The sequence below is a fragment of the Streptomyces sp. NPDC111656 genome (genome assembly GCF_055656965.1).
Genome location: NZ_JBVKCA010000003.1, coordinates 444,716 through 468,531, shown reverse-complemented (window position 1 = coordinate 468,531; position 23,816 = coordinate 444,716). Strand labels below are relative to the sequence as shown.

Here is a 23,816-nt window from a genome sequence, read left to right as displayed (position 1 = left end):
GCCATGTCCCCCCACGTCCTGGTCCTCGGCGGTACCACCGAGGCACGCCGACTCGCCGCCGAACTGGCGGCCCGCCCCGGTGTCCGCGTGACGACGTCCCTGGCGGGACGCGTCTCCCGGCCGGGAGCGCTCGACGGGGACGTCCGCGTCGGGGGCTTCGGCGGGGCGGACGGGCTGGTGCGGTGGCTGCGCGAGCACCGGGTGGACGCCGTGGTCGACGCCACCCACCCGTTCGCCGCCGCGATCACGGCGAACGCGGCGCGTGCCGCCGCGGCCACGGGAATCCCGGCCGTGGTGCTGCGCCGCCCCGGCTGGACCCCCGGCCCCGACGACCGCTGGCACTGGGTCGGCTCCCTCCCCGAGGCCGCCGCGCTCCTCCCGTCCCTGGGCCGGCGTGTCTTCCTCACCACGGGCCGCCTGGGCCTTGCGGCCTTCGCCCACCTCTCCGAGCTCCACTTCCTCGTCCGTACGGTGGAACCCCCCGAGCCGCCGATGCCCCAGGACATGGAAGTGCTGCTCACCCGGGGACCCTTCACACCGGACGACGAGCAGGCCCTGCTGCGCGCGCACCGGGTCGACGTGCTGGTGACCAAGGACAGCGGAGGAGAGGCGACAGCCGCCAAACTGACCGCCGCACGCGACCTCGCCCTCCCCGTGGTCGTCGTACGCCGCCCCCCGCTCCCGGCGGACGTGACCACCGCGCCGGACGTGCCGTCGGCCCTGGCCCTGCTGGACCTCGGCCCTCGATGACGGAGGGGCCGGTCAGCTCGCCTCGCCGGACAGGGCCTAGCCGCGCGGGTGTCTGCGCAGCAGATACGTGTCCATGATCCAGCCCTTGCGATCCCGTGCCTCGGCCCGCAGTCGCTCGATGCGCGGGGCCGTCTCGGCGATCGGACCGGAGGCCAGGATCTCGTCGGGCGTACCGATGTAGGCGCCCCAGTAGATGTCGATGTCCTCGTCGGCGTACTGCCGGAAGGTCTGATGGGCGTCGAGCATCACGACCACGTCGTCGACCCCCTCGGGGAAGCCCTCCGCGAGCCGCCGCCCCGTGGTGATCTGGACGGGACGGGCCACCCGGTTCAGCCCGGTCCGATGGCGGGCGACCAGCGCGGAGACGCTGCTGATGCCGGGCACGACCTCGTACGTGAACGCCACCGCGCCCCGCTCCAGGATCTCCTCCAGGATCCCGAGCGTGCTGTCGTACAGCGCGGGATCCCCCCAGACCAGGAACGCGCCGCTCTCGTCCTCGCCCAGCTCCTGCGTGATCAGCCGCTGGTAGATGTCGGCGCGGGCACTGCGCCAGTCCCCGACGGCGGGGGAGTAGGCGGCGCCCCCGGCGGCCCGGTCGCGGTCGGGGTCGCGCGCCTCGACCAGGCGATAGGACCCCGCAGGTATGTGCGCGTCGAGGATGTCACGGCGCAGCTGGACGAGGTCCGACTTCACCTCGCCCTTGTCCAGGATGAAGAACACGTCCGTGCTCCTCAGCGCCTTGACCGCCTGCAAGGTGAGCTGGTCGGGGTCGCCCGCGCCGATGCCGATGACATGAATCTTTCGCACACCCCGAGTCTGCCGCACGCCACTGACAGCGGACGCACCGCACCGGGGTGACGCCGCACGCACCGCGCCGATCGGCGCCGCCGCACCCGTGAGCACCGGCGGCCCCGCACTCACCCCTCCCGGCGGCTCCGCATCGTCAGTCCCGGCGCCCCCGCAGCCGGGGCGCCCACGTCACCGCGCTGATCGCGGCGCCCTCGCGTTCCACGACCGTCGCCAGCTCGCGTGCCCAGGAGGCGAGTTCGGCGAGGTCCAGGTCATGAGGGCGGCCCCGGCCGTCCGCCCCCGCCGCCCACTCCTCGACCGCCCCGGCCCCGCGCCGCAGCAGCCGGGCACCGCCCGCCGTGTTCCCACGGGCCGCGTGGGTGAGCCCCACCGCGAGCTGGGCCAGCCCCCGCCAGAGTGTGCGCTCACCCTCGGGGCCCGACTTCCAGGCGTCCTCGAAGACCTCGTGCGCGTGGAACGGCTTCCCCGCGTCGAGCAGCGCCTGCGCCTCGGTGACCGTCTCCTCGGGGCTGCGGACGACTCCTTCCGGCTGCCGCTCGACGCCGTCGGCGCCGTACGGCAGCGGCCGTCCCAGTCCGTCCCGCGGCCGGGCGTTGTGCGCCCGCCCCGTCGTGTCCCGATCCCGCCCGTCGCCCCGCCGACCTCCGGATGTTGCGTTCATGCCCCGATTGTCGCGCGCTCCGCGCCTTCTTCGGAGCAGCCCCCGACGTGGGGTAAAGTTCTGTTCGCACGATCACGCGGAACACCGCGGGTGAACGCACCGGGACGTGGCGCAGCTTGGTAGCGCACTTGACTGGGGGTCAAGGGGTCGCAGGTTCAAATCCTGTCGTCCCGACTGGAGACGGTCGCAGATCAGGGCCGGTTTCGGAGGAATCCGAAACCGGCCCTTGATCATTCTTGGGGACCAGTTGGGGACCGGCGCCCTTGACCGGGGTCAGCGGGTCACGACGATCGGGCTCGGCAGTGAGCGCGGTGCACGCAGGACGCTGAGGTGGGCGGAGAGCGCTGCCCCGACGGCCGTGATCTTGTGTACGTCCGGGTGCAGGTAGCGCTGGGTGGTGGTCAGGGAGCCGTGGCCGGCGATGCATCGCAGGACGTGTACCTGGACTCCGGCGTCGCCGAACCAGGTCAGTCCGGTGTGCCGGAGGTCGTGGCGGCGTAGGTGCTCGTAGCCGAGCTTGGTGACCACGTCGTCCCAGTGTGTGGCGTCGCGTAGGACGGCGGTGGAGATGCGTCCGCCGCGCGGGCCGGTGAACAGGCGGGCGTCGGGATTCGGGCCGGCGGACAGGATGCGCTGGGCGACGAGGGGGCGGATCTCATCGACGATGGGAACCTTGCGGGCCCGCTTGTCCTTGGTGCCCTTGTCGGTCAGTCCGCAGGGCGCGGGTGTGGTCTGGCGTCGCACGGTCCAGATCCACTGGGTGGTGTCGATGTCTCCGACGCGGCAGCCTGAGACCTCGCCGATCCGTGCGGCAGTGCACGCGGCGAAGACGACCACGTCTCCCCAGCCTCGGTACTGGTCGTGGGAGGCGGCCACGAGCGCGTCGGCCAGTGCGAGGAGGGTCTCCCAGTCGGGCAGGGCCAGCGCGCGTGGGTTGAGGAGTTCGTCCTCGGCCTGCTTGTAGAGCTTCTGCCAGCGGGTCACCCAGGCGGGGTTGACCTTGATGATGCCGTCACGTACTGCCTGCTCCATGACGCGGACCAGGACGGCGATGGTGTTCTTCACCGTGGAGCGGCTGTGCTCGTCGGCGATCCAGTTCTGCCCGGTGCGGTCGACGACACCATTGGTGATCATCCGCACCGGGCGGTGGCCCAGGGCGGGGACCACACGCATCCGCCACCCCGACAGGTAGGGGGCCAGCGTTTTCAACTCCAGGCCGCGCAGGGCGAGGTCCATGTTCGCTTCGCCGTATTCGGCGAGCTTCATGGTGGCCAGCGACGGGCTCAGGCCGGCCTGTGCGGCCTCGATGATGGCCTGGAGCCATTCCTGGGTCTCTTCTTCGCTGTCCTTTCCCTCGGACAGTGACTGGCGGCGCTTGCTGGTTGGATCGGTCCACCGGACACGCGCCCTATACGGAGTGGGGCGATCAGGACGGTACTCGATATCGGTCGAGAGCCGGACACCGGCAGGAACGTTGGTCTTATCGGCCATTGAGTCCCTTGGTCGGGACGGTACGTCGGTGGCGCAGCCATTCCTCGACGTCAAGGACGCTGCACATGGCGACGCGTTCCGAGACCGTGACGAAAGGCGGCCCCTGTGGAGGCTGGGCGGTGCGCCAGCTGCGCAGGGTTGAGGCGTCCACTCTCAGGCAGGCAGCGAGGTCACTGGTTGAATACCAGGAGCTGGTGAGGAGAGGCGCTCGGCTATCAGGTGAGACGGCATGATGGTGAGCAGCTGCAGGGTCCGCTGCGGCCTCCTTATCGCGATGCGGTTCGGCGTTGGCAATGGTTGCTATTGGTTCATTGGGCAAGTGCGGCTATTCTCCGGGGAGTACGGAACACTAGACGGATCTGCGGAAGAGTCCAGAGACGGACAGCACAGTTCGCGAACGGAGAACGCGCGGCGAATTTCCGACAGAGCGGCGACGCGCCTTCACCATCGCTTTGATTTGTGGTTGTGCTCGAGTGCGGACGTTGGCGCATTAATCGTCTCCGGAAACGCCGGTTTGGCTAACCGGTGTTTCCGGGCTATGTTGCCGCCCCGTCGGATGCTACTGAACTTGAATGCGTGATGTCGGGGCTGGCCGCTCGGCCTGAGTCGGCCGTCTCGCGGGCCAATGGGTGTTGCCCGGGCAGTCCGTCGGGAGAGGATCTTCCCGTGAGCCAGCCTCTGCCGCAGCTGCCGAAGCCCGAGTTCGTCTTGATTCCCATCGAGGCCCCACCCGAGGTGCCCGCCCAGATCGCTGTCGCTCTCGGGGAGACTGGCATCCCAGGCGGGTTGATCGGATACGAGTACCGGCCGCTGAGCGAGTCGGTGTACTTCGAGGGGATCGGTGAGCGGGGGCTGGTCGCCATCGCGTCGAGTGGCCTGTTCGGACGCATCGCCGTCGACGTGGCCACTGGTCACGTGGTGCAGATTCCCAAGATCGAGTCAACGACAGCCAGTCACGTGAACCAAGACCTCGGCTCCTTCAACCGATGCGTCGTGGCTGTGATCGCACGCTTCCCGTTCTATGCCGAGGGCGACGAGGAAAGGTGCGAGGAGGTGGCGGAAGAGCTGCGCGGTCTCGTCTCCGGCATCGACGAGACCGCTCTCGTGCACAACGGGTTCTGGGAAACCTTCTGCGACGACGTGGCGATCGGGGACTATGCGGACTGGGATGAGTGATCTGGGACCGGTCCCCGGTTTCACTCAGCCGTCCAGGATCAGGCCGGTGGCAGCGATGCAGCCGTCGACGAGGTCGGGACGCAACCTGGCGCGAACGGGTGCTAAACGCCGAGGACGCTCTCAAGGCCGCCCACGCCGAGATCCTCACCCAGCGCTCCCGCATCGGCGAACTCCTGGGCCAGATAAGGGACTTCGAAGCTGAGTGGACCGAGGAGGCCATCAAGCGGATCACCACCGAGAACACCACCCTCAAGCAACGGGTCCGGCAGCTCACCGCCGACAACCGCACCCTCGACGAACGACTCAAGGCAGCCCGCTCCACTCTCCGCTTCCAGGACCGGCGCATCGCCGACCTCGAAGCTGGCCTCACCACCCCGGGGTCAACGACCTGACCGACCCGCCTCACGGCTCTGTCCCCGTCGCGGTGGACAGAGCCGTGAGGCCAACTTCCTGCCTGCTGGCGATCAGCCTGAAATGATGAAGGTATGGACGCTGTGATCGGTATCAGAGGTGGCGACGAGGTTGGAGAGTTGGCCGCGCTTGTCGGTTGGCTCCGCGCGGAGCGTGAGTTGGAGGGTGCCGTCCAGGTCGTGCGCAGGGAGGTTGCAGAGACGGAGCTCGGCAGCGGGCTTGACGTGCTCACTGTCGCTCTAGGTTCCGGCGGAGTGGCTGTGGCGTTGGCCCAGTCACTGTCCGCGTGGCTGCGCGCCCGGCGTTCAGACGTCAAGGTGACCGTCACCGCCAATGGCCGCACGGTCGAGGTCGATGCTCGGCGCGTCAGCGATCCCATAGCTCTGATCAACCGGGTGCTGGACGGCAACGATGCCCCCGGGAACTGATCGAATCGACCGATCGGGCTCCCGCGCCGTGCTCATCGGCGTCTCCACCTACCAGGATCCAGGGTTCCCGTCCGTGCCTGCCGCAGGAAATAGCCTGCGGGGCGTGCACCGGATGCTCGTCGACGAGGAGTTGGGCGGCTGGCCCGACGACCAGGTCACTCGCATCCTCAATCCCGTCGACTGCCGTCGTGTGATGAGCGATCTGCGCCGCCATGCCCAGAACACCAACGGTGTGCTGCTGCTGTACTTCGTGGGCCACGGCACCGTCACCATGAACGGGGATCTCGTACTCGCCGTCAGCGACACCATCGCCGAGGAACCGGACGTTACCGGACTGGAGTACTCCAAGATCCGAAGCGTTCTGCTCGGAAGCCCGGCCAAGGTTAAAGCCGTTGTGCTGGACTGCTGTTACTCCGGTCGCGCTATTAATGTGCTCGCAGGGGATCGGCAGCACTTGGCCGACATAACCGACGTGCGAGGCACCTATACCCTCACTGCGGCCGACCGCACCGCGCACGCGGGGCAAGCCGACACCTACACCGCGTTCACCGGGGAACTGCTCGACCTGATTGGCGCAGGGGTCGCCGGCGGCCCACCGGTGCTGACCTTCGCGGAACTTTACCCCCACCTGAGGCACAGGCTGATCGCCCGCAACCTGCCGCACCCCAACCAGCGCGGCACGGACACCGCTGACAAATGCCCGGTAGCCAAGAACGCGGCCGGCAACACCCTGACCGCCGGGCCGGCAGCACAGTTGAGCCGTCTCAAAGCACCTGACCATGCCACGCACGTCGAACCCCCGGCACAGAGCAGAAGGCCGGACGAACGGCCGGAATCGCCGTCGACCCGGCGACGAATCCACCGGCGCACCATAGTCCTCGGCACGCTCGCAGTAGGAGTAGTCGGCGCAGCCGCCGGGGCTACGGTGATGCTCTGGCCGGAGTCCGACAAACTTGCCGACGCAGACCCCAGGGCCCTGGCGTTCAGCCCCGACGGCAGGTCACTCGCCGCCGCAAACTACGCTTCCGGTTCGCGGCTGTGGGATGTGGCCACCGGCGACACCATCGCCGTGCTCTCCGATCAAGACGACATGAGCTCTCTGGCGTTCAGCCCCAACGGCAAGACCCTCGCCACCGGTGGTTTCTACGACGTACGCCTGCGGGACGCGCGCACCGGGGTCACCACCGTCAAGCTGAACACCCCTCAAACCGAATCGCTGGTGTTCAGTTTCGACGGCAAGACCCTTGCTACCGGTGGCGAAGGCGGCGTCCGGCTGTGGGATGTGACCGCCGGCCGCACCATCACCACTTTGACCCGGCAGAAGCGCTCCATGAAGTCGGTCGCGCTCAGCCCCAACGGCAAGACGCTCGCGGGCAGCGACACAGACGACGGAAAGGCAGTTGGGTGCTGGCTGTGGGACGTGGCCACCGGCCGCACCACCGTCACCCTCATCAAGGAGCCGACGTACTCGATGGTGTTCAGCCCGGACGGGAAGGCGCTTGCTACCGGAGGTGAAGGCGGCGTCCGACTGTGGGACGTGGCCACCGGCCGCACCATGACCACCTTCATCGGGGGGATCACGTACTCGGTGGTGTTCAGCCCGGACGGGAAGTCGCTTGCTACCGGAGGTGAAGGCGGCGTCCGACTGTGGGACGTGACCACCGGCCGCAGCACTCATACCGTCACCGACCACGTCAGCGACTCGGTGGCGTTCAGCCCCGACGGCAAAGTCCTCGCACGTGGTACGACCTTCCACGGCGTTGATGGCCCTGGCGAAGGCATCTGGCTGTGGAAGCTCCAGTGACACACCCTCGCCCGAGCTGATCTGACCGCCAGGGCTTTCAGCAGCCCCCGCAGCGTCCACCCACCCCAGGGGACGGGCCATCCCATGAGTCCACCCGGACGAGCTACAGCAACGGCTCCGACCCGCCGTCGCGGACATGTAGTCTATGAATGGTCGCAGTTCAGAGCCGGTGTCCGAGCTCCTGCGGTCGGTAAAGTGGAGTACAAGCGCGGCACGGATGTCGGCGTGATCAGCCAGGGCCTGTTCTACCTGGCCTGGCTGATGGACCACCGCGCCGAATTCGAGTACCTGGTCCGCGACCGGCTCGGGGTGATGGCTGCCTCCCAGGTCCTGTGGAGCGGCCCGCGCCTCATCTGCATCGCCGGCGACTTCACCCACTACGACGTTCACGCCGTGCGCGAGCACCGGCGCTCGATCGACCTGGTCCGCTACCGACTCTTCGGCAGCGACCTGCTCGGCCTCGAGACCGTGGCCGCCGTGAGCGGCGGCACGCAGGTGTCCCGCCGGGCACGGCGCCAGTCTGTTGCCCAGGCAGCGGCGGACGTCCAGGGCGAGGCGATGGTGGAGCTGGCGAGCGCGGTGGACGAGGTCCTGCTCGGGCTCGGGGACGGCGTGAACCGCGTCGAGCGCAAGCAGTACCGGGCGTACCAGCGCCTGCGGAACTTCGCCTGCCTCTGCCTGCCGCAGCGCAGCAAGCTGCTGGTCTACCTGAAGGTCGACCCGCAGGACGTCGACCTCGTTCCGGGTTTCACCCGAGACGTGTCCGGTCTCGGTCACCACGGGACGGGTGATCTGGAGGTGCAGCTGCGTACGCCGCGAGACGTGGAGCGGGCGCAGGATCTGTTCCGAGCGAGCTACGCAGGGGCGTGATTGCTTGTCAGCTTGACGTCATGTGGGTCCCGAGAAAGTCGGTGCCCTGCTTCATCCCCGTCGATACGATCTGTCCACCAATTTTAGCTGTCTTGGAGAGGCCGACGTGACGCAGCAGAACGCGGAGGAACGACCAGGCATCGCCGCGGCCATCGTCGTCCACGAGGGGCGCGTGCTCATGGTCCGCCGCCGGGTCAGCGAGGGGCAGCTCTCCTGGCAGTTCCCGGCTGGTGAGGTCGAGCCCGGCGAGGCGCGTGAAGACGCCGCCGTACGGGAGACCCGGGAGGAGACCGGCCTGGACGTGGCCGCCATGAAGCTGCTCGGCGAGCGGGTCCATCCGAAGACTGGCCGGCTGATGTCGTACACGGCCTGCGGGGTGATGGGCGGCACTGCCCACGTAGCCGACACCGACGAGTTGGCCGAACTCGCTTGGGTCGCCCATGGCGAGATCCCGCAGTACGTGCCGTACGGGTTGTTCGAGCCGGTGCAGGAATACCTCGACGCAACCCTGACTGCCTGAGCACTCCCTTCTCAAGGTGGCGGTCTCGTGATCCCGAATGAGTGTGCTGTCGTCGACGGGCGGAGTGGCGGCACTGACCGCCGTCGTCTTTCTCTCCGCCGGGACGTGTCCGGTCTCGGTCACCACGGGACGGGGGATCTGGAAATGCAGCTCCGTACGCCGAGGGACGTGGAGCGGGCGCAGGATCTGTTTCCGGGTGAGCTACGCGGCGTGATCGCTTGCCGGCCCTCTTGGCCGTGCGCGTTTCGCGGCTGGTCTGTGGCCGTCGGGAGATGCCGATCGACGTATGGGGGGTCTTCGATCTTGAGCGGCCTACTCAGGGCCTCTGACGTTTCGTTACGCTCAGCGACGGCGGTTGGTGGCTGCTGCCGGGGCCGCAGGCGCGCTGGGAGTCCAGGGCAGCACACGGCCACGGTCCCTCTCCGTGACTACGGGTGCAGCTTCTCGCCCTTCGCCAGCATCGCTACGTACTTTTCGATCCGGCGCGCCCGGGTCTCGGGCTTCTTGGCGTCTTGGATCCGGTACAGGATCGCGTAGCGGTTCTGCCGGTCCAGCGTCTCGAAGAACCCAGCCGCGGCCGGGGCGGCGGTCAGGGCCGCCGTGAGGTCGTCCGGCACCGTGGCGCTCTTCGCGCCGTCGTAGGCCGCTTCCCAACGGCCGTCTGCCTTGGCGCGGTCGACCTCGGCCTGTCCCGGCGGATGCATCCGGCCCTGCTCGATCAGGGCGGCCACCTTGTCCCGGTTGGCCTTGGACCAATTGCTGCGCGGCTTGCGCGGGGTGAACCGCTGGAGCCACCACTGGTCGTCGAACTTGGCCTTCTGGCCGTCGATCCAGCCGTAGCAGAGTGCCGCGTCGAGCGCCTGGGTGTAGTCCAGCGCGGCGATTCCGGGGCCCTTCTTGCGAAGCTTGAGCCAGATGCCGGGCGAGTCGGCGTGGTTCTCGCCGAGCCATGTCTGGAATGCCTCGGCGGATTCGAATGCGACGATCTCCAAGTCCTGAGTCACCCCAGCAGCGAACCACACCCGGCCGATTGTCATGAGGCATTCGGCACGGTCCCGGGTGCGGGATGCCCGTGGGCCTGCGTGATCATCTCTGTTCTCGACGCAGAACGATCATGCAGGAGCCACGGGCTTGGTCAACGATACGACGTTGCTGCTCGACCTCGACGGGGTGTCCGTCGCGCGGGTTGAGCGGCTGGCCGACGGAAGGCGCCGAGTTCACCTGGTCACGGCCGACGAGACAGCCAGGGCCTGCCCGGCCTGCGGGGTGTTCGCCACCCGGGTTAAGGGCTCGGCGGTGACCCGGCCGGCGATCTCCCTTACGGCGAGAGCGGATTGGAGTTCCGCTGGCACAAGCGCCGCTGGTGGTGCCGCGAGGCCGGCTGCCCTCGCCGGTCCTTCACCGAGCAGATCCCGCAGATCCCGGCCGGTGCCAGGCTGACCGCCCGGCTGCGGGATACGGCCGGGCGCCGCATACGGGATGCCGGCTCCACGGTGATCCAGGCCGCACGGGATCTGCATCTGTCCTGGCCGACCGTGATGGAAGCCTTCCGCACGCAGGCCCGCGACGTCACCGAGGCACCTCTGCCGCAGGTCACAGTCCTGGGCATCGACGAGACCCGCCGCGGACGGCCGAGCTGGGAACAGGATGCGGAGACCGGCAAGTGGCGCCTGACCCGGGACCGGTGGCACACCGGCTTCGTCGACGCCCTCGGCCACAGCGGGCTGCTCGGACAAGTCGACGGCCGCACGGTCGCCGATGTCCTGGTCTGGCTCGCCACCACCAGCCTGGACTGGAGAAGGGGCATCGGCCATGTCGCCATCGACATGTCGGCCACATGCCGCGCCGCGATCCGTATCGGCCTGCCGCACGCCACCGTCGTGGTCGACCACTTCCACGTGGTCCAGCTCGCCAACAAGATGCTGTCCATGGTCAGGCGCCGCACCACCGCCGAGACCCGCGGCCGACGCGGACGGGCCAGCGACCCGGAGTGGAAGGCCAGACGACAGCTTCTGCTGGGCCGCGAGGACCTCTCCGACGACCAGTTCGCCACGATGTGGAACACGCTCCTGGGCGAGGGGAAGATCGGGCAGACGCTGCTGACGGCCTGGATAGCCAAGGAGAACCTGCGCACCCTCCTCGCCCTGGCCCGCACCGGAGCCGACCGCCACCAAGTCGGCAACGCCCGCTGGAAGTTCCTCACCTGGTGCGCGGACTCCGACATCCCCGAAGTCCGCCAGCTCGCCACCACCGTCGACCGCTGGTGGCCGGAGATCGCCGCGTTCATCCACACCGGACACAGCAACGCCAAGAGCGAAGGGATCAACCGCGTGATCAAGCTCATCGCCCGCAACGCGTTCGGCTTCCGCAACCCCGCCAACCAACGCCTACGCACACGCTGCGTCACCACCCGCCGAGCCCGCGGACACCTCCGCACCGCTCAACTTTGAAGACCCGGTATGGCATGGCCTGCTCACGGAAGACCACCTCGACCTCGCGCCATTCCGGCAGCCTGGCGACGACCGGTGGCGAAGTAGCAGCGGCCTCCCTTTGGGGCCCTTGGCCGCAGTCCAGCTCTACACCACCAACGCCAGCCCTCTGATCGAGGGCAAGGGCCACTCGCCGCTGTGCCGGCACGCCCACGAACGCGCGGTTGTGGCCGGCGACGACCTCCTCACGGTCGCCGACCTCATGGCTCGCACCGACTTCGACTGTGCAGCAAGTGTGGTGGCTACGCCATGCGCAGACTCAACGACTCCCAGTTGTCCTACTACCGTGCGGCCAATCGATTGCATGACATCAAGTGGCGACTCGACGGAGAGAGCGGAGTGCTCGGCCCCGAGACCTCCACGGTGCTCGCTCGCTTGGACGAACTGACGGCCTGGCAGCCGGTCGATGAAGCAGAGTGGTGCAGCAGTGATTCCTGGCAGTGGCAGGACACCATCCGCGAGCTAAGGCGGAGGGTTGCGAGATCTCACGCCGTGTCGGCCCTGGCGAACCGGCCTTCTGACGCGGCGGCAGCCATTGGGCGTCTGCCACGGAGGTCCCGTCGGCGATGACGCAAGCGTCTCCTCCTCCAACTGGGCGGAGGGCTCGGCGATGTCGGCTTGGGGACCAGTTCTGGGTGCTCGGATCTGCCTCGCAGCGTCGGCTGTGGTGAAGATCAGGGAAAGGAAGCAATGTGCCCCAGGGCCGAATGCACAGAGGGCGGTCAATACAATGTGGTGCGAGAGACGGAACCCGGACTACGCGCTGCTCGACGGACCCCTGGCTGAGTACCTCCGGGTCAGCGCCTCAGAGTGAACGTCCAGGTCGTTACAGACCGTCGGCACTGTGAGGACCGCCTGGATCTCCTCGGGTGGAGGCGCGCAACGTCTTATCCTGGTCGGTGGACTTCTTCTCGGGCGGTGGTATGCGGTGGACGGCTACTTCCACAAGTCATTGTCCATGACCGAGGTTTGAAGCGTCTCGCGAGCGTTGTACCGTACTGGCGACCTACTGTTTTTCTGAGTGTCTTGAACCGGGGGCGGGGCGAGGGTGTCGACTATCGGTCTGGCCGCAGCCATCGAGGAGCTGCGCCAAGAGCTGTACGAGGCCCAGCGGCTCGGCGGCAACCAGCAATTCGCCTTCGGCGTCGAAGAGGCGGAGCTGGAGCTGCAGCTCGAACTGCGCAAGTCCGCCAAGGGAGACGGCAAGCTCTCCTTCGGCGTGGTTGCCATCGGCGCGGGGGGCGAGCAATCCACCGTCCGTACCCACAAACTGGTGCTGAAGCTGTCGGTCAAGGACCGGGCTCTCGGAGGCGCGCGCCCTGAGATCGGCGACGATGAGTTCGGATCGCTGGACGAGGAGTGACATGGATCCGCGCAGACTGGCGCTGATCCGCAGCGGGGACACAGGCAGGGGGCGCCTCACCGTCGGCTCCGGCTATCTGATCGCTCCGCGCCTCGTGCTGACCGCCCGCCACGTGCTGGAGAATCGCGACACGGGAACGCTGTGGCCGGTCATCACCGTGTGCGTAGGCCACCACCTCGACGGCGAGACGACGCGCGTGGACGCGGAACTGCTCTGGGCCCACCCGGACGGACTGGACGTCGCGCTGCTGCGCATTGACCGTGAGATCGATCCGCCCGGCTCCGTCCGCTGGGGCTGCCCAGCAGGCACCACGCCACTGCCGTACGAGGGACTTGGCTATCCCTGGGCCGCCAAAGGGGAGACCCGGGCGCCGGAGCACCTGCGCGGTGTCCTACCGGTCCTCTCCGGAGGCAAGGACCGTTACGTCCTCGACCAGGGACCGGCCCCCACCGCCCGTACCGACGGCGGGAACGCCTGGGGCGGGGCCTCGGGGGCGGCGATCTTCTGCGGCGGCCATCTCGTCGGCGTCGTGACCGAGGAGGACCACGCCTACGGAGCCCGCCGGCTGATCGCCCTGCCCGTTTCCTCCTTCTCTGGAGACGACGGCTTCGCGTCCCACGTCGAAGAGCAAACCGGTCGGTCTCCCGAGCTGAGTGCGATCGGCGCGTCCCTGCCCGAGGCCAGGCCCGCCGCCGAGCGCACGCCCGCTGAGCGCGAACTGGAGAAGCTGCTCGCACCGTTGTTCTCGCACCCCGGCGTCCGTGTCGATCACGCCCGGGCCCTGGCGCGCGAACTGGGCTACGAGGCCGAGGGCTTTGAGCCCACCGCTGCCGACCTCGTTGCGCTCCTCATGGCGCATCCCCGGGCGCTCGCGTCGCTCGGCGAAGCCCTCGCGAGCAGTGCGCAGGGGACGGCCCGCGCCGCTCTGACCCATCTGTTCTCGTGGGCCAGGGCACTCGACTGCGGGTTGCTGCTCTCCGTGAACGAGTACGACGCCCTGATCGGCCTGCTGCGCCAGGTCTGCGAGAAGCAGCCGGCGCTGCTGCCCCGAACAGCCGGTGAGGCGCTGCAGTACGTCGTACTTCCGGAGATCCTCACCCGTTCGCAGCTCGGCGAGGACGATGTCTTTGGCGTGGTCGAGGGCTTGGAGGATCTGTCCGACGGTGTGAGCGGCCCCGAGGGCGCCCCGCCGGTGCCGGCGCTACTGCGGCTCGTCGAGTACGTGGCGGCGGCCATGGGCGACGGACTGGGCGACGACCTGCGCGCGTGGTCAGGGAAGACCGCCCAGCGGCTCGGTATCCATGCCGGGGCTCTGGGCGAGCGGCGTGCGGACGCCGCCCAGTGGGCGAAGCGGGCAGCGTCGCCGGTGTCGCGGGTCGTGATGGAGTTGGCACACGACCCCGCCGCAGGGGGCGACCGGTACCGGGTCCGAATTCTGCTTGTCCGCGACGACGGTTCGTACCGCGTCCTCATGGAGGCGGAGTCAGAGCCCAAGACCCCGCGAGAGGCGGCAAGTAGCCTGAGCGAAGCAGTCTTCGCCGTGACCCAGGAGCCGGGGCAAGGCGACCATGTGCCGTGGGTGACCGTCGTGGTCGACCGGGCGGGGCTCGACTTGGCAGTCGACGAATGGGAGCCCGGAGCGCTCGACAACATCCTGCCCGCGTGGCCGATTGGAGGGGACTACCGCGTCTCCCTGAGCTGCCCGGAACTCAGTGACCAAAGGCCGCAACGCGAAGGCGACCAGGTACGCCGGTGGAAGAACGGACGCGCGTCAGTGCTCGTCACCAGCCAGACGTCCGGCGACGCCAGGCAGCTCGTGAATCTGCTGAAGACCAAGCATCGTGATACCGCACGGGTGGTCCTCCACGGCCCTGCCAACGAGCGCCGGTCCTGGTTGCTGACATGTCTCGTCCTGGGCGTCCCGGTTGTGCTGTGGGACCGTGAGGCCACCGGCTACGAGGACGCAGGCAGACTGGAGGGCCTGGCTCCCGCTGGCGATCTGGAGGGACTTCCCGAGCGGGTCCGGGTCTTCAGGAGCGACTCGGCGGCTTGCCCGGCGGAGCGGCGGGCACGGCCCTCCCTCGTGTGGGAACCGGAAGGCTCTCTCCCACGGACTGAGTCGCTTCAACTGAGAGACCCTTGGAGAGGATCGCACGCGTCATGACCACCTCAGAGCCCCTGGCTGGTACAAGCCCTCAGCTTTCATCCTCTGACGGCGGAGGCGATGACTGGTGGCTGTTCCGCGGAGACGGGGAACGCCGTGAGGTGCCGTTCCCCGCTGCACCCCCGTGGCGCCGTTTCGACCGTCAGGAGACCGTGACCGGTGACAGGGTTCCCTATCCGCGGCCGTACCTCATCGACCCCGACGAGGTGGAGGTGGTGAACGCGGCACTTCACCTGCGTCGGCCCCTCCTGGTGACCGGGCAGCCTGGCACGGGCAAGTCCTCGCTGGCCCACGCCATCGCTCACGAACTCGCGCTCGGCCGCGTCCTGCAGTGGCCGGTGAACAGCCGCTCAACTCTTCAGGACGCCCTGTACCACTACGACGCCGTCGGCCGGCTGCGCGAGGCGACCCTACGGCGGGACGGGGACGGGGACGGCACGGAACCGGACATCGGCCAGTACATCCGGCTCGGCCCCCTGGGCAACGCGCTTGTGCCCCGGGAGCGCCCCCGCGTGCTGCTCATCGACGAGCTGGACAAGGGTGACGTCGACCTGCCCAACGACCTGCTGACCGTATTCGAGGAGGGTGAGTTCGCTATCTCCGAACTCACCCGGCTGCCCGCGAGCCACGCACCGGTACACGTTCGGACCGACGGCCTGGATGAGACCACCCCGGTCACGCGCGGCCACGTCCGCTGCAGTGAGTTCCCGGTCGTAGTCATCACCAGCAACGGCGAACGGGAATTCCCGCCCGCCTTCCTGCGGCGCTGCGTCCGCCTCGATCTCCCTGAGCCCAACGAGCGGCGGCTTCGGGAGATCGTCGCCGCGCACCTCGGTCCCGACGCCCTGGACGACACCGACGACCTGCTGCGGGAGTTCCTCGAACGCCGTGCCGAGGGCGAACTGGCCACCGATCAGCTGCTCAACGCCGTCTTCCTCCGCAAGGGTGGTGTGAACCTCGAGGCGGCTTCCCTTCTCCAAAGCGTCCTGCACCGTCTCGGCGGGGCTGTGTGACGCCGTGATCTCGCGCGTGACGAAGGTCCTGGCCGAGAGCGGGGTGGAGCTCTCCCATGAGGAACTCCTCGACGCCATTTGGCTCGCCGGGAAGCTGCCTCGGGATTCCAGGCCCCTGGCGCGCTCCGCTGGCGCGGCCACTGCGACCTCGGAGCGGCACGGAGAGCCGCCCCGCGACGGGCCGACGGTGGCGGCGGCCGAGACCGTGGAGCCCGCACCAGAGCCGACCGCTGCGGAGTCCACGAAGAAGCGATCCAAGCGATCGCTGTTGGCCTCGGCGCAGCCCAGTCTCGACGAAGGCGCGCAGGCGCCCGCGGGCCTGTCGCCGGCGGTCGCAGTCCGCACCCCGGACAGCAGTACTCTCGGCGCCGGGCAGCTCCAGTTCGGCAAGTCCCTCCGGCCGCTGCGGCAGCGCTTCCCTGACCGGCGCCAGCAGGAACTCGACGTCACACGGACCGTCGCTGCCATCGCTGACACGGGCGTGCCCGAGGCCGTCACCAGAGCGGTGCGCACCCGCTGGCTGTCCCTGGCCCTCGTAGTTGACGACGGCGTCTCCATGGTCCTCTGGCAGCGGCTCGCCGCCGACGTCCGGGCGCTGATGGAACGTGCCGGGGCCTTCCGAGACGTGCGCGTGTACGGACTTGATACGCGAAACGGCACTCCGTCCTTGCGGACCAGCCCGTACCGCTACCGCGGTCGGCTCTTTACGCCGGAGGCCCTGTGCGACCCGACCGGCAATACCCTCGTGCTGGTCGTCAGCGATGGTGTGGGCGAAGCCTGGCGGGACGGTGGGATGCGCCAGGTGATGGACCACTGGGGACGTTGCGGTCCCACCGCAATCATCCAGGCACTGCCTTCCCGACTCTGGGCGAGCACCGGGATTGGCGCACGGGGCTGGCAGGTCACCACCCATCGCCGCGGCGGTCCCACCCGCGCCTGGCATGTGACCGACCCGGACCTACCGCCGGACCTCGTCCGCTTCGACTCCGTACCCGTCCCGGTCCTTGCGCCGACTCCTGCGGCCGTCACCGACTGGGCGTGGCTCGTTGCCTCACCCGGCGGCACAGCGCTCCTCCCGCTGTGGGACGCCAGCCGTCTCGATTCCAACTGGACCGTGGCCGAAGCCCGGGACGTCGACGCCGACGAAACGGTACTCCGCTTCAGGGAGGCTGCGTCCGCCGACGCGTATCGGCTTGCGGCCCATTTGGCGGCTGTCGTCCCCGCCACACCGCCCGTGATGCGCCTGGTACAGGCCGCCCTCGGGCCACCGACAGACATCGGTCACCTCATGGAGGTGTTCCTGGGGGGCTTGATGCACGAGCTCGACGCCGACGGGGCGGATCGTCTGCCGCACCACCGGCGGTTCGACTTCACGGACGACGCCCGGCAGGTTCTCCTCAGCGCCGTCTCCCCGAGGGAACTGCTGCGCACCGCCGAGGCCGTGACGCGGCGCATTGAGGCCGCCGTCGGCCGCGCCCCGGTCTTCCCGGCATGGGTCGGGCACCCGGACGGCCCGGCCGTCATCGGCGACACCGGACGCTCCTTCGGCTGGCTTCGAGAGCAGGTGCTAACGCGGCTCGGCATCCCTTCCGCGAATGAGGGGCATGTGGCGCTCGGGCCAGAACGGCTCCGTGTCCCCGGGCACGAGACCGGGGATTCCGCCGGGCCCCGGGACTCAGCTGCCGGGACTGACGAGGCATACGAAGACGCCCCGCGGGAAACCGTGCCAGCCGGCTGGACAGAACTCCTGCCGGAGGACCCGGTACGGCTCGGTCGGTTCCAGCTCCGTGCACGCAGTGTCCACGGTTGGCCCCACCTGACGATGTACCTGGCCGAGGACGAGAACGGCACGGTCGCCATGGTCCGGGCGCCGGTCATGCTGTACACCCGCGCCCCGGGAACCGCGCTCGACCTCGTCCGGACGGAGGCCGAGTGCCTGACGCGCATGCAGGGCATGCATGTCCCCGCACTCCTCGGCGCGGCGGCGAACACCGCAGGGGAGCTGCCGTGGGTCGCGGCGAGCTGCGTCCACCGCCGCGCAGACGCCCCGTCCTCACCGCCCGCACCAAACTTGCGCGCCGTCCTCGACGAACACGGGGGAACGGTCCCAGAGGAGCTGTTCCTGCGAATCGGACTGGGCCTGACGGAAGCAGTTGCCCTTGCCCACTCCCGGGGGCTCGTGCACGGCTCGCTCTCCCCCCGGTCCGTTCTCGTGACCGATCGCGACGTCCGGCTCGTCGGCTGGGCGACGGCGACAGTCGACGGAGTCGACAGCGCTCACCGCGACGTGCTGCCCCTCAGCGACACGTACCTGGAGGCGGACGACGAAGGGCAGCCGCTCACGCCGCAAAGCGATGTATACGCCGTCGGGGCGCTGCTGCTGGCCCTTCTCTCGGGACGGTGGAGCGATCCGACGGTCGACATCTCGGAAAATGCCCGACTGACCAACTCCGGGATCAGCCCGGTGCTCCTGCGGTCCCTTTGGCGTTGTATGGAATACGATCCCACCCGCAGACCCTCCGCCGCCGATCTGGCCGAGGCGTTTGCCCTTTGCTCCGGAGGACCGACGGCCGACCGAGCGCCGGCAGGGGAGTTCCCCATCGCGGTGCCGGGCGAGAACACCGCGGGGGGAGTCCGACCGCACGGAAAACCCTTGGCCGTGGTTTCCGAGGAGCCCGCACAGAAGCCGAGCCGTGATCCGGGCATCCCCGCCGACAAGTCGGGAATGGTGGTCGAGGGACGCTACCGGCTGACCCGGCAGCGGTACGTCGGAACGACGTCAACCACTTGGCAGGCGACGGATGAGCTACAAGGCCGGGAGGTCGCTCTCAAGCTCTTCGACACACCGAGGGCAGGCGCGGGGCCCGGAGAAGAGGACTTCCTCGCCGATGCGGAGCGCCTGGCCGCACTCGACATTCAGGGAGCGGTGCGGGTCAGCGGCTACGGGTTGCACGATGGTCGTCCGTACCTTGTGACGGATGCTGTCGACGGCGACGACCTGGGGCGATTGCTGGACCTTGCACCTGGCACTCTGCCCCTGGAAAAGATCAGAGAAATCGGCGGGCAGGTCGCGGGGATGCTCGCCGATCTCCATCGGAACGGGTTGCTTCACCTGGACCTCAGCCCCTCAGCCGTAATGTTGTGCCATGACGGTCGGGTACTTGTGACCGATCCCGGTCTGTGCGTCCGCCGCCTGCCGCGCATCAACCCGGGTAGGCACATGCGACCCACCCCCCATCCCTTCGGGCTTCTGCCTCCCTACCGCTCGTACGAGGAGTTCTTCGAGGACGTTGCCGTCGACCACCGGAGCGACCTGTACTCACTGGGCTGTCTGCTGTACGCCATGGTCACTGGCGCTCCGCCCGCCGCCGCACTCACCCAACGCGAAGCAGAGGCTCACCGACGCTCGCATCCCCGACCGGCACTGCCCTCTGGCTTCCCTCCCGAACTCGAAGCGCTAGTCACGGACCTTCTAGCGATCAACCCCAAGGATCGGCCGGCCAACGCGGCCGAAGTGCTGGAAAGGCTCACGAGTGCGGGAGCAGACGATGAGGAGCTCATCGCGGCCTATCGTGCAGTGCGGGTTTTGGACCCGGACGGTACACGTATGGGGCGGGTTCTGCGGGATGCTATCGACGAGGTGTTGAACGGTGAGGTCACGGGTCGATACGACTTGAAGCACCTGACCAAGGCAGAGCGGGCGCACCTCGGGAGCCTGGTAAACATTGCGATCCAGCGTGAGTTCGTCTTCGAGGACGGCCATGCGATGGACTTCAGCATCGCCGACGTCGATGTTGACTGCCGTTTTAGCCTCACATTCGGCGGCTGGACGCTCCCTCACGGGACGCTGGGCCACATCTGCCTCCTAGTCTGGGCTGACGACTACGTGAGCCGGTGGAGTGTCGGCTTGCTGCGCGTCAAACAGGAGTGGCTCAACACTGGGCGCAATCGGGACCTGAGAGCCACGCTCAAAGCCGGGCACCGCGACAAGATCCTCTGGCTCTGGCGCGAGGCCGAGCTCTCGGAGAACATCTTGCTCCACATGCCCGACACCGACCGTGAGGAGGTCTTTGGGAATAGGTCCGGTCAGGGCCGAGCCAACGAACTGTTCCGGCGCGCCCAGAGGCGCCGAATCGGGCGCAATGCGGTCCGTACCGTCGTTCAGCAGAAGGACTACATGAAGCGCGTCCGAGGGAACGGCGGATCCCGCTCGGCACTTCGGGACGAGGGAATCATCATCATGGGCGACAACGATGCACACCGGCACATCGCCCGTCAGCTCGGTCTTCCCCTCCCCCGGGAAGGAGAATTCGTCAGCGCGCGGGTCGTACCGGCTTTGCCTGGGATCGGCAAGCCTCTAGTGGAGATGGACGGCCAACTGTGGTGTCTGGCCTCTCCGGAAGACCCTGTGCACCGCGCGCCGGTGCTTCCTTCACAATCGGAAGCAAGCAGTGATCATATGGACGGGCCCCGCTAGAGGTGATGTCGGCCTCGTCGCCCCATCGCCGTGCAGCCAGGGATGCCCGTTCTGGGGCGCAGTGCAGTCGGCGCGAGTTCGACGCTGCTGCCGAGGACGACGCTGGTCGTGAGTGACGCCAGCGAGCACGCACGACGGGTGCGCGACCTGCCGGGACCGCGACATGCATCGCGCATGGCTCGGTCCGTCCGGAACCTTTTGGTCTACGGCAGGCAGATACCCACGGTGTTACCACTGCCCTGGGGACCATTTGGGGACCACACGGTTCTCCCGACCCTGAACAGCACGCGCGGGGAGGCACCTTCTGCACCCTCTTTCTGCCCGATATGTGCAGGTAGTTCCCACGGCCCTCACTCCTGGGGGTCAAGGGGTCGCAGGTTCAAATCCTGTCGTCCCGACTTTTGAAGTCGCGGGTCAGAGGCTGTATCGGACATTTCGATACGGCCTCTTCCTCGTTTCCGGGGGGCGGCCGGGGGCTCAGCGGTAGTACGAGGCGACGGCCGGCTGTCCGGTGTAGTTCGGGCCGGCGTGCGGGTCGGCGCCGAGGTAGGCGAAAGGCAGGGTGACGGGGCGGCCGCCGCGCAGGCGGAGACGGTGGTGGCGGGCCGAGTACTGGAAGCCGGCGGCCCGCAGTGCCGCCAGGACCGGGCGGGACGCGTCGCTGCCGTCCGGGCGCCGCAGCGTCGAGGGATCGAGATGGGCGACCAGCAGACCGGTGCCGGTGAGCCAGGAGGCGGCCCGCTCCAGCAGGGCGAGCCGGTCGCCGATGTAGTGCAGTCCGTGGACGCAGGTGATGAGGTCGTAGCGGCGGCCCGGCAACCACCGGCCGAGGTCCGCGGTGACGAGTTCGAGGCCGTCGGGCAGTGCCGTCCGCAGCAGTGGGCCGACCAGGTCCACGCCCGTGATGACGGCCCGGGGGAGTTGCCGCGCCGCCTCGCGGAGGGCGAGTCCCTCTCCGCTGCACAGATCCAGCCAGGACGGGGCGGCTCCGTGGTCGTTCAGGAACTCGGCGGGGGAGAAGCCGAGTTCGCGGGCGTAGCTGTTGACGCCTGCCAGGACGCGTGCGCGGTTCATGGTGCTGTTGGCCACCACCGCATGGCCGGTCAGTTCGTCGTCCTTGACCAACTCGGGTGGCGAGGGGGCGGTTGTCGGCGAAGTACCGTCGATCATCGCCCCATTGTGCGGCAGGTCAAACGCGCCGTGGGGCCGCGCGGACGGATGCGTCGGCTTCGAACTCCGGGCCGCCGGCGCGTACCGGCCCGTCGGGGCCCGACGTTTCGAGCGTCGTCGAAAGAAGTTCCGCCCCCGGGTGTCGACCCGGCAGGGTGGGCCCGGGCGTGACCGGGTGGGCCGTACGGCCCGGCCCGGGAACACGCCCGGACTCCACCACGGGGAAGGACCGTATGACCATGAGGATGAGGACCAAGGCGTTCGCCACGGCGGGGGTCGGCGCGCTGGCCACCGGACTGCTGCTGACCGGCGCGGCCGGGGCGCAGGCCGCGGCGGCGGGACTGCCGTACGCCGTCACGCCGTATGTGAACGTCAACGTCCGCTCCGGGCCCTCGACCACCACCGACATCTCCGGGCACGTCACAGCCGGGCAGCCGCGCGGCGCCTCCTGCTGGACCCACGGCGAGACCATCCGCGACAACGGCTACGTCAACGACGTCTGGGTGCGACTGGCCGAAGGCTATGTGAGCGCCGTCTACCTCAAGGGCGACCAGTACGGCGGCCTTCCGGCCTCCGCCACCTGCTGACCGACCCACACGCGGTGCCCGATCCCGACCCGGGGTCGGGCACCGCGCCGCGTTCAGGTACACCGGCGGCCGCTCGAGGTGCCGAAGGATCTCCCACCGGGTAGAGATCGTGTGGGGCCTCGGGTATGGAGTCGCGGATCAGCATGATGGTGGGATGCCACAGGGCGCGGGCCCTGCGAGCGGAGGCGTCGGCGTGCGGGAGCACGGCGCCGCCGGTCTCCCGGTTCCCGGCCACCGCGCCGAACCGGACGCTCGGCTCCGTCGATTTCCGCGGCTGCCGTGGCACGTGTCATGTCCCCAACCGCCTGCGTCCGCCGGGCCGTCACTCCGGTCCCCGTCCGCCGCCTTCCTCGCGTGCCGACGGTATCCTGCGCCACACGACCCGGAGTGCCCCATGAACACACCCTCACTCGCGGTGCGCGACCGCATCCTGACCCTGCCGCCCACGGAACTTCCCGCTTATGTGTACGACTTGGCGGCACTGCGCGCACACGCCGCGTCGGTGCGGGCCGCGCTGCCCGAGTGCGTCGAGTTGTACTACGCGACCCAGGCCAACCGGGAACCGGAGATCCTGACCGCGCTCGCCCCGTACGTCGACGGCTACAAGGTCTCCACCGACAGCGAACTGGACCACGTCACTCGGGTGGCGCCGGACCACCCACTGGCCTTCGGCGGCCAGGACAAGACCCCGACGGAGCTCCTGGACGCGCTGGAGCGGGGCGTGACACGCTTCCTCGTGGAGAGCGAGTACGAGCTGTACATGCTGGCCGGGCTGGCCCAGCGGCACGCTCCGGACGGCCGGGTGGCGGTCCTGCCGCGCTTCAACCTCCCGGTGGCCGACCACCTGTTCGCCGACGGCGGCGGTGGCCGCAGGATCTCAGGCCTCGACCCGGTACAGGCGGACACGATCGTCGGCCTGCTCACCGACGGCAGCTACCCGAACCTCGAACTGCGCGGCGTGTACGCCCACTTGGCCAACGGCCTGCACGCTCCCGAACACCTCGAGGTGGCCGGGAGCGTCGTCGCCTGGACGGCGGAACTCGCCGCGCGCCACGGCCTGCGTCTCACCGAGGTGAACCTCGGGGGCGGCATGGCGGTGGACTACGAGCACCCCGAACGCCGTTTCGACTGGCAGGCGTACGGCGAGGGACTCGCCCGACTCGTCGCCGCGCACCCGGAACTGACCCTGAGTGTCGAGCCCGGTCGCGCGCTGACGGCGTACTGCGGCTGGTACGCGAGCGAGGTGCTGGACGTCGAGCACGGCGCGAGCGAGGACTTCGCCGTCGTCCGCGGTGGCGGGGTGAACCTGCGCACGTCGGCGTCCAGGAGGCCCGACCAGCCGTGGCCCGACCAGCCCTGGTCCGTACTCGAGGTGGACGCGTGGCCCTACTCCTGGCCGCGGCCCGTGGTGCGCCGCGAACGGGTCACGCTCACCGGCCAGTTGAGCAACTCCAGGGACATCCTGGTCCGGGACGTCCGGGCGCCGGGGCTGCGGGCCGGCGACCGTGTGGTGTTCTCCCTCGCGGGTGCCTACACCTCGTCCGTGCCCCACCGGGCGTTCGCCAGGTTGCCCGAGCCCGGCTTCCACTTCGTGGACCCGGGCACCGACGGCGACCAGTCCCGATAGCACCA

The 23,816-nt window shown here is 68.9% G+C and carries 18 protein-coding genes, 1 tRNA gene and 1 pseudogene; 15 read left to right on the top strand and 5 right to left on the bottom strand.

The genetic code is table 11. From position 1 onward, the window contains the following. Positions 1-3 precede the first annotated feature (3 nt). Complete coding sequence (locus ACZ7M3_RS12330; RefSeq protein WP_472062810.1) at positions 4-750, top strand: cobalt-precorrin-6A reductase; 747 nt, start codon at positions 4-6, stop codon at positions 748-750. Between the two features lie 36 nt (positions 751-786). Here ACZ7M3_RS12330 and cobF read toward each other — a convergent pair whose 3' ends face one another. Both cobF and ACZ7M3_RS12320 read right to left on the bottom strand, forming a co-directional pair. Further along, entirely contained in the window at positions 787-1,557 is a 771-nt protein-coding gene (cobF, locus tag ACZ7M3_RS12325) for a precorrin-6A synthase (deacetylating) (RefSeq protein ID WP_351305468.1), read from the bottom strand. Between the two features lie 136 nt (positions 1,558-1,693). After that, positions 1,694-2,221 (bottom strand): DUF309 domain-containing protein, encoded by a 528-nt coding sequence (locus ACZ7M3_RS12320; RefSeq protein WP_472062808.1) that lies wholly within the window; start codon positions 2,219-2,221, stop codon positions 1,694-1,696. A 100-nt stretch (positions 2,222-2,321) separates the two neighbouring features. On the opposite strand from ACZ7M3_RS12320, the gene ACZ7M3_RS12315 reads away from it, so the two are divergent. Further along, positions 2,322-2,395 (top strand) — tRNA-Pro (locus tag ACZ7M3_RS12315). A gap of 99 nt (positions 2,396-2,494) precedes the next feature. On the opposite strand, the gene ACZ7M3_RS12310 is transcribed toward ACZ7M3_RS12315, so the two are convergent. Next, complete coding sequence (locus ACZ7M3_RS12310) at positions 2,495-3,712, bottom strand: tyrosine-type recombinase/integrase (RefSeq protein ID WP_472062806.1); 1,218 nt, start codon at positions 3,710-3,712, stop codon at positions 2,495-2,497. A gap of 666 nt (positions 3,713-4,378) precedes the next feature. Between ACZ7M3_RS12310 and ACZ7M3_RS12305 the strand changes: the two genes are divergently transcribed. The 6 genes from ACZ7M3_RS12305 to ACZ7M3_RS12280 all read left to right on the top strand — a co-directional run bounded on the left by ACZ7M3_RS12305 (position 4,379) and on the right by ACZ7M3_RS12280 (position 8,921). Then, positions 4,379-4,888: an SUKH-4 family immunity protein gene (locus ACZ7M3_RS12305; RefSeq protein WP_472062805.1), complete on the top strand. Its 510-nt coding sequence runs from the start codon at positions 4,379-4,381 to the stop codon at positions 4,886-4,888. Between the two features lie 98 nt (positions 4,889-4,986). Continuing rightward, positions 4,987-5,280: a hypothetical protein gene (locus ACZ7M3_RS12300; RefSeq protein ID WP_472062803.1), complete on the top strand. Its 294-nt coding sequence runs from the start codon at positions 4,987-4,989 to the stop codon at positions 5,278-5,280. 93 nt (positions 5,281-5,373) lie between these two features. Beyond that, positions 5,374-5,727 (top strand): effector-associated constant component EACC1, encoded by a 354-nt coding sequence (locus tag ACZ7M3_RS12295; RefSeq protein ID WP_472062802.1) that lies wholly within the window; start codon positions 5,374-5,376, stop codon positions 5,725-5,727. Further along, the gene (locus tag ACZ7M3_RS12290) at positions 5,711-7,531 is read left to right on the top strand and encodes a caspase, EACC1-associated type (RefSeq protein WP_472062800.1); all 1,821 of its coding nucleotides are present in this window, start codon (positions 5,711-5,713) and stop codon (positions 7,529-7,531) included. Before ACZ7M3_RS12295 ends, ACZ7M3_RS12290 begins: the two co-directional genes overlap by 17 nt. Before the next feature lie 195 nt (positions 7,532-7,726). After that, positions 7,727-8,401 carry a DUF5655 domain-containing protein gene (locus tag ACZ7M3_RS12285; RefSeq protein WP_472062798.1) on the top strand — a complete coding sequence of 225 codons (675 nt, stop codon included), beginning with the start codon at positions 7,727-7,729 and terminating at the stop codon, positions 8,399-8,401. Positions 8,402-8,507: 106 nt separating this feature from the next. After that, positions 8,508-8,921 (top strand): NUDIX hydrolase, encoded by a 414-nt coding sequence (locus ACZ7M3_RS12280; RefSeq protein ID WP_472062796.1) that lies wholly within the window; start codon positions 8,508-8,510, stop codon positions 8,919-8,921. A 428-nt stretch (positions 8,922-9,349) separates the two neighbouring features. Here ACZ7M3_RS12280 and ACZ7M3_RS12275 read toward each other — a convergent pair whose 3' ends face one another. Continuing rightward, positions 9,350-9,958: a YdeI/OmpD-associated family protein gene (locus tag ACZ7M3_RS12275; protein WP_472062794.1), complete on the bottom strand. Its 609-nt coding sequence runs from the start codon at positions 9,956-9,958 to the stop codon at positions 9,350-9,352. A 282-nt stretch (positions 9,959-10,240) separates the two neighbouring features. Between ACZ7M3_RS12275 and ACZ7M3_RS12270 the strand changes: the two are divergent. From ACZ7M3_RS12270 to ACZ7M3_RS12250, 5 genes and pseudogenes are all read left to right on the top strand, one after another. Further along, positions 10,241-11,371: pseudogene (locus ACZ7M3_RS12270) on the top strand (ISL3 family transposase); the annotation flags it as partial. Between the two features lie 1,087 nt (positions 11,372-12,458). Continuing rightward, positions 12,459-12,773 carry a trypco2 family protein gene (locus ACZ7M3_RS12265; RefSeq protein ID WP_472062792.1) on the top strand — a complete coding sequence of 105 codons (315 nt, stop codon included), beginning with the start codon at positions 12,459-12,461 and terminating at the stop codon, positions 12,771-12,773. A gap of 1 nt (position 12,774) precedes the next feature. Beyond that, positions 12,775-14,937 carry a VMAP-C domain-containing protein gene (locus ACZ7M3_RS12260; protein ID WP_472062790.1) on the top strand — a complete coding sequence of 721 codons (2,163 nt, stop codon included), beginning with the start codon at positions 12,775-12,777 and terminating at the stop codon, positions 14,935-14,937. Next, positions 14,934-15,950, top strand: coding sequence for an AAA family ATPase (locus tag ACZ7M3_RS12255; protein ID WP_472062788.1), 1,017 nt, complete (start codon positions 14,934-14,936; stop codon positions 15,948-15,950). The genes ACZ7M3_RS12260 and ACZ7M3_RS12255 overlap by 4 nt, the downstream gene beginning before the upstream one ends. Positions 15,951-15,966: 16 nt before the next feature. Continuing rightward, positions 15,967-20,427, top strand: a complete 4,461-nt coding sequence (locus ACZ7M3_RS12250; protein WP_472062786.1) for a NaeI family type II restriction endonuclease — start codon at positions 15,967-15,969, stop codon at positions 20,425-20,427. A 477-nt stretch (positions 20,428-20,904) separates the two neighbouring features. On the opposite strand, the gene ACZ7M3_RS12245 is transcribed toward ACZ7M3_RS12250, so the two are convergent. Beyond that, complete coding sequence (locus ACZ7M3_RS12245) at positions 20,905-21,597, bottom strand: class I SAM-dependent methyltransferase (RefSeq protein ID WP_472062785.1); 693 nt, start codon at positions 21,595-21,597, stop codon at positions 20,905-20,907. Between the two features lie 239 nt (positions 21,598-21,836). On the opposite strand from ACZ7M3_RS12245, the gene ACZ7M3_RS12240 reads away from it, so the two are divergent. Next, a complete protein-coding gene (locus ACZ7M3_RS12240; protein WP_472062783.1) occupies positions 21,837-22,184 on the top strand; it encodes an SH3 domain-containing protein in 348 nt (115 codons plus the stop codon). 394 nt (positions 22,185-22,578) lie between these two features. Then, positions 22,579-23,811: a type III PLP-dependent enzyme domain-containing protein gene (locus ACZ7M3_RS12235; protein ID WP_472062781.1), complete on the top strand. Its 1,233-nt coding sequence runs from the start codon at positions 22,579-22,581 to the stop codon at positions 23,809-23,811. Positions 23,812-23,816: the final 5 nt, after the last annotated feature.

Bases quoted from the DNA above. Each gene is read 5' to 3' on its own strand.
- ACZ7M3_RS12330 (WP_472062810.1), top strand. From the start codon at position 4: ATGTCCCCCCACGTCCTGGTCCTCGGCGGTACCACCGAGGCACGCCGA.
- ACZ7M3_RS12320 (WP_472062808.1), bottom strand. From the start codon at position 2,221: ATGAACGCAACATCCGGAGGTCGGCGGGGCGACGGGCGGGATCGGGAC.
- ACZ7M3_RS12310 (WP_472062806.1), bottom strand. From the start codon at position 3,712: ATGGCCGATAAGACCAACGTTCCTGCCGGTGTCCGGCTCTCGACCGAT.
- ACZ7M3_RS12295 (WP_472062802.1), top strand. From the start codon at position 5,374: ATGGACGCTGTGATCGGTATCAGAGGTGGCGACGAGGTTGGAGAGTTG.
- ACZ7M3_RS12290 (WP_472062800.1), top strand. From the start codon at position 5,711: ATGCCCCCGGGAACTGATCGAATCGACCGATCGGGCTCCCGCGCCGTG.
- ACZ7M3_RS12275 (WP_472062794.1), bottom strand. From the start codon at position 9,958: ATGACAATCGGCCGGGTGTGGTTCGCTGCTGGGGTGACTCAGGACTTG.
- ACZ7M3_RS12260 (WP_472062790.1), top strand. From the start codon at position 12,775: ATGGATCCGCGCAGACTGGCGCTGATCCGCAGCGGGGACACAGGCAGG.
- ACZ7M3_RS12255 (WP_472062788.1), top strand. From the start codon at position 14,934: ATGACCACCTCAGAGCCCCTGGCTGGTACAAGCCCTCAGCTTTCATCC.
- ACZ7M3_RS12245 (WP_472062785.1), bottom strand. From the start codon at position 21,597: ATGATCGACGGTACTTCGCCGACAACCGCCCCCTCGCCACCCGAGTTG.
- ACZ7M3_RS12240 (WP_472062783.1), top strand. From the start codon at position 21,837: ATGAGGATGAGGACCAAGGCGTTCGCCACGGCGGGGGTCGGCGCGCTG.
- ACZ7M3_RS12235 (WP_472062781.1), top strand. From the start codon at position 22,579: ATGAACACACCCTCACTCGCGGTGCGCGACCGCATCCTGACCCTGCCG.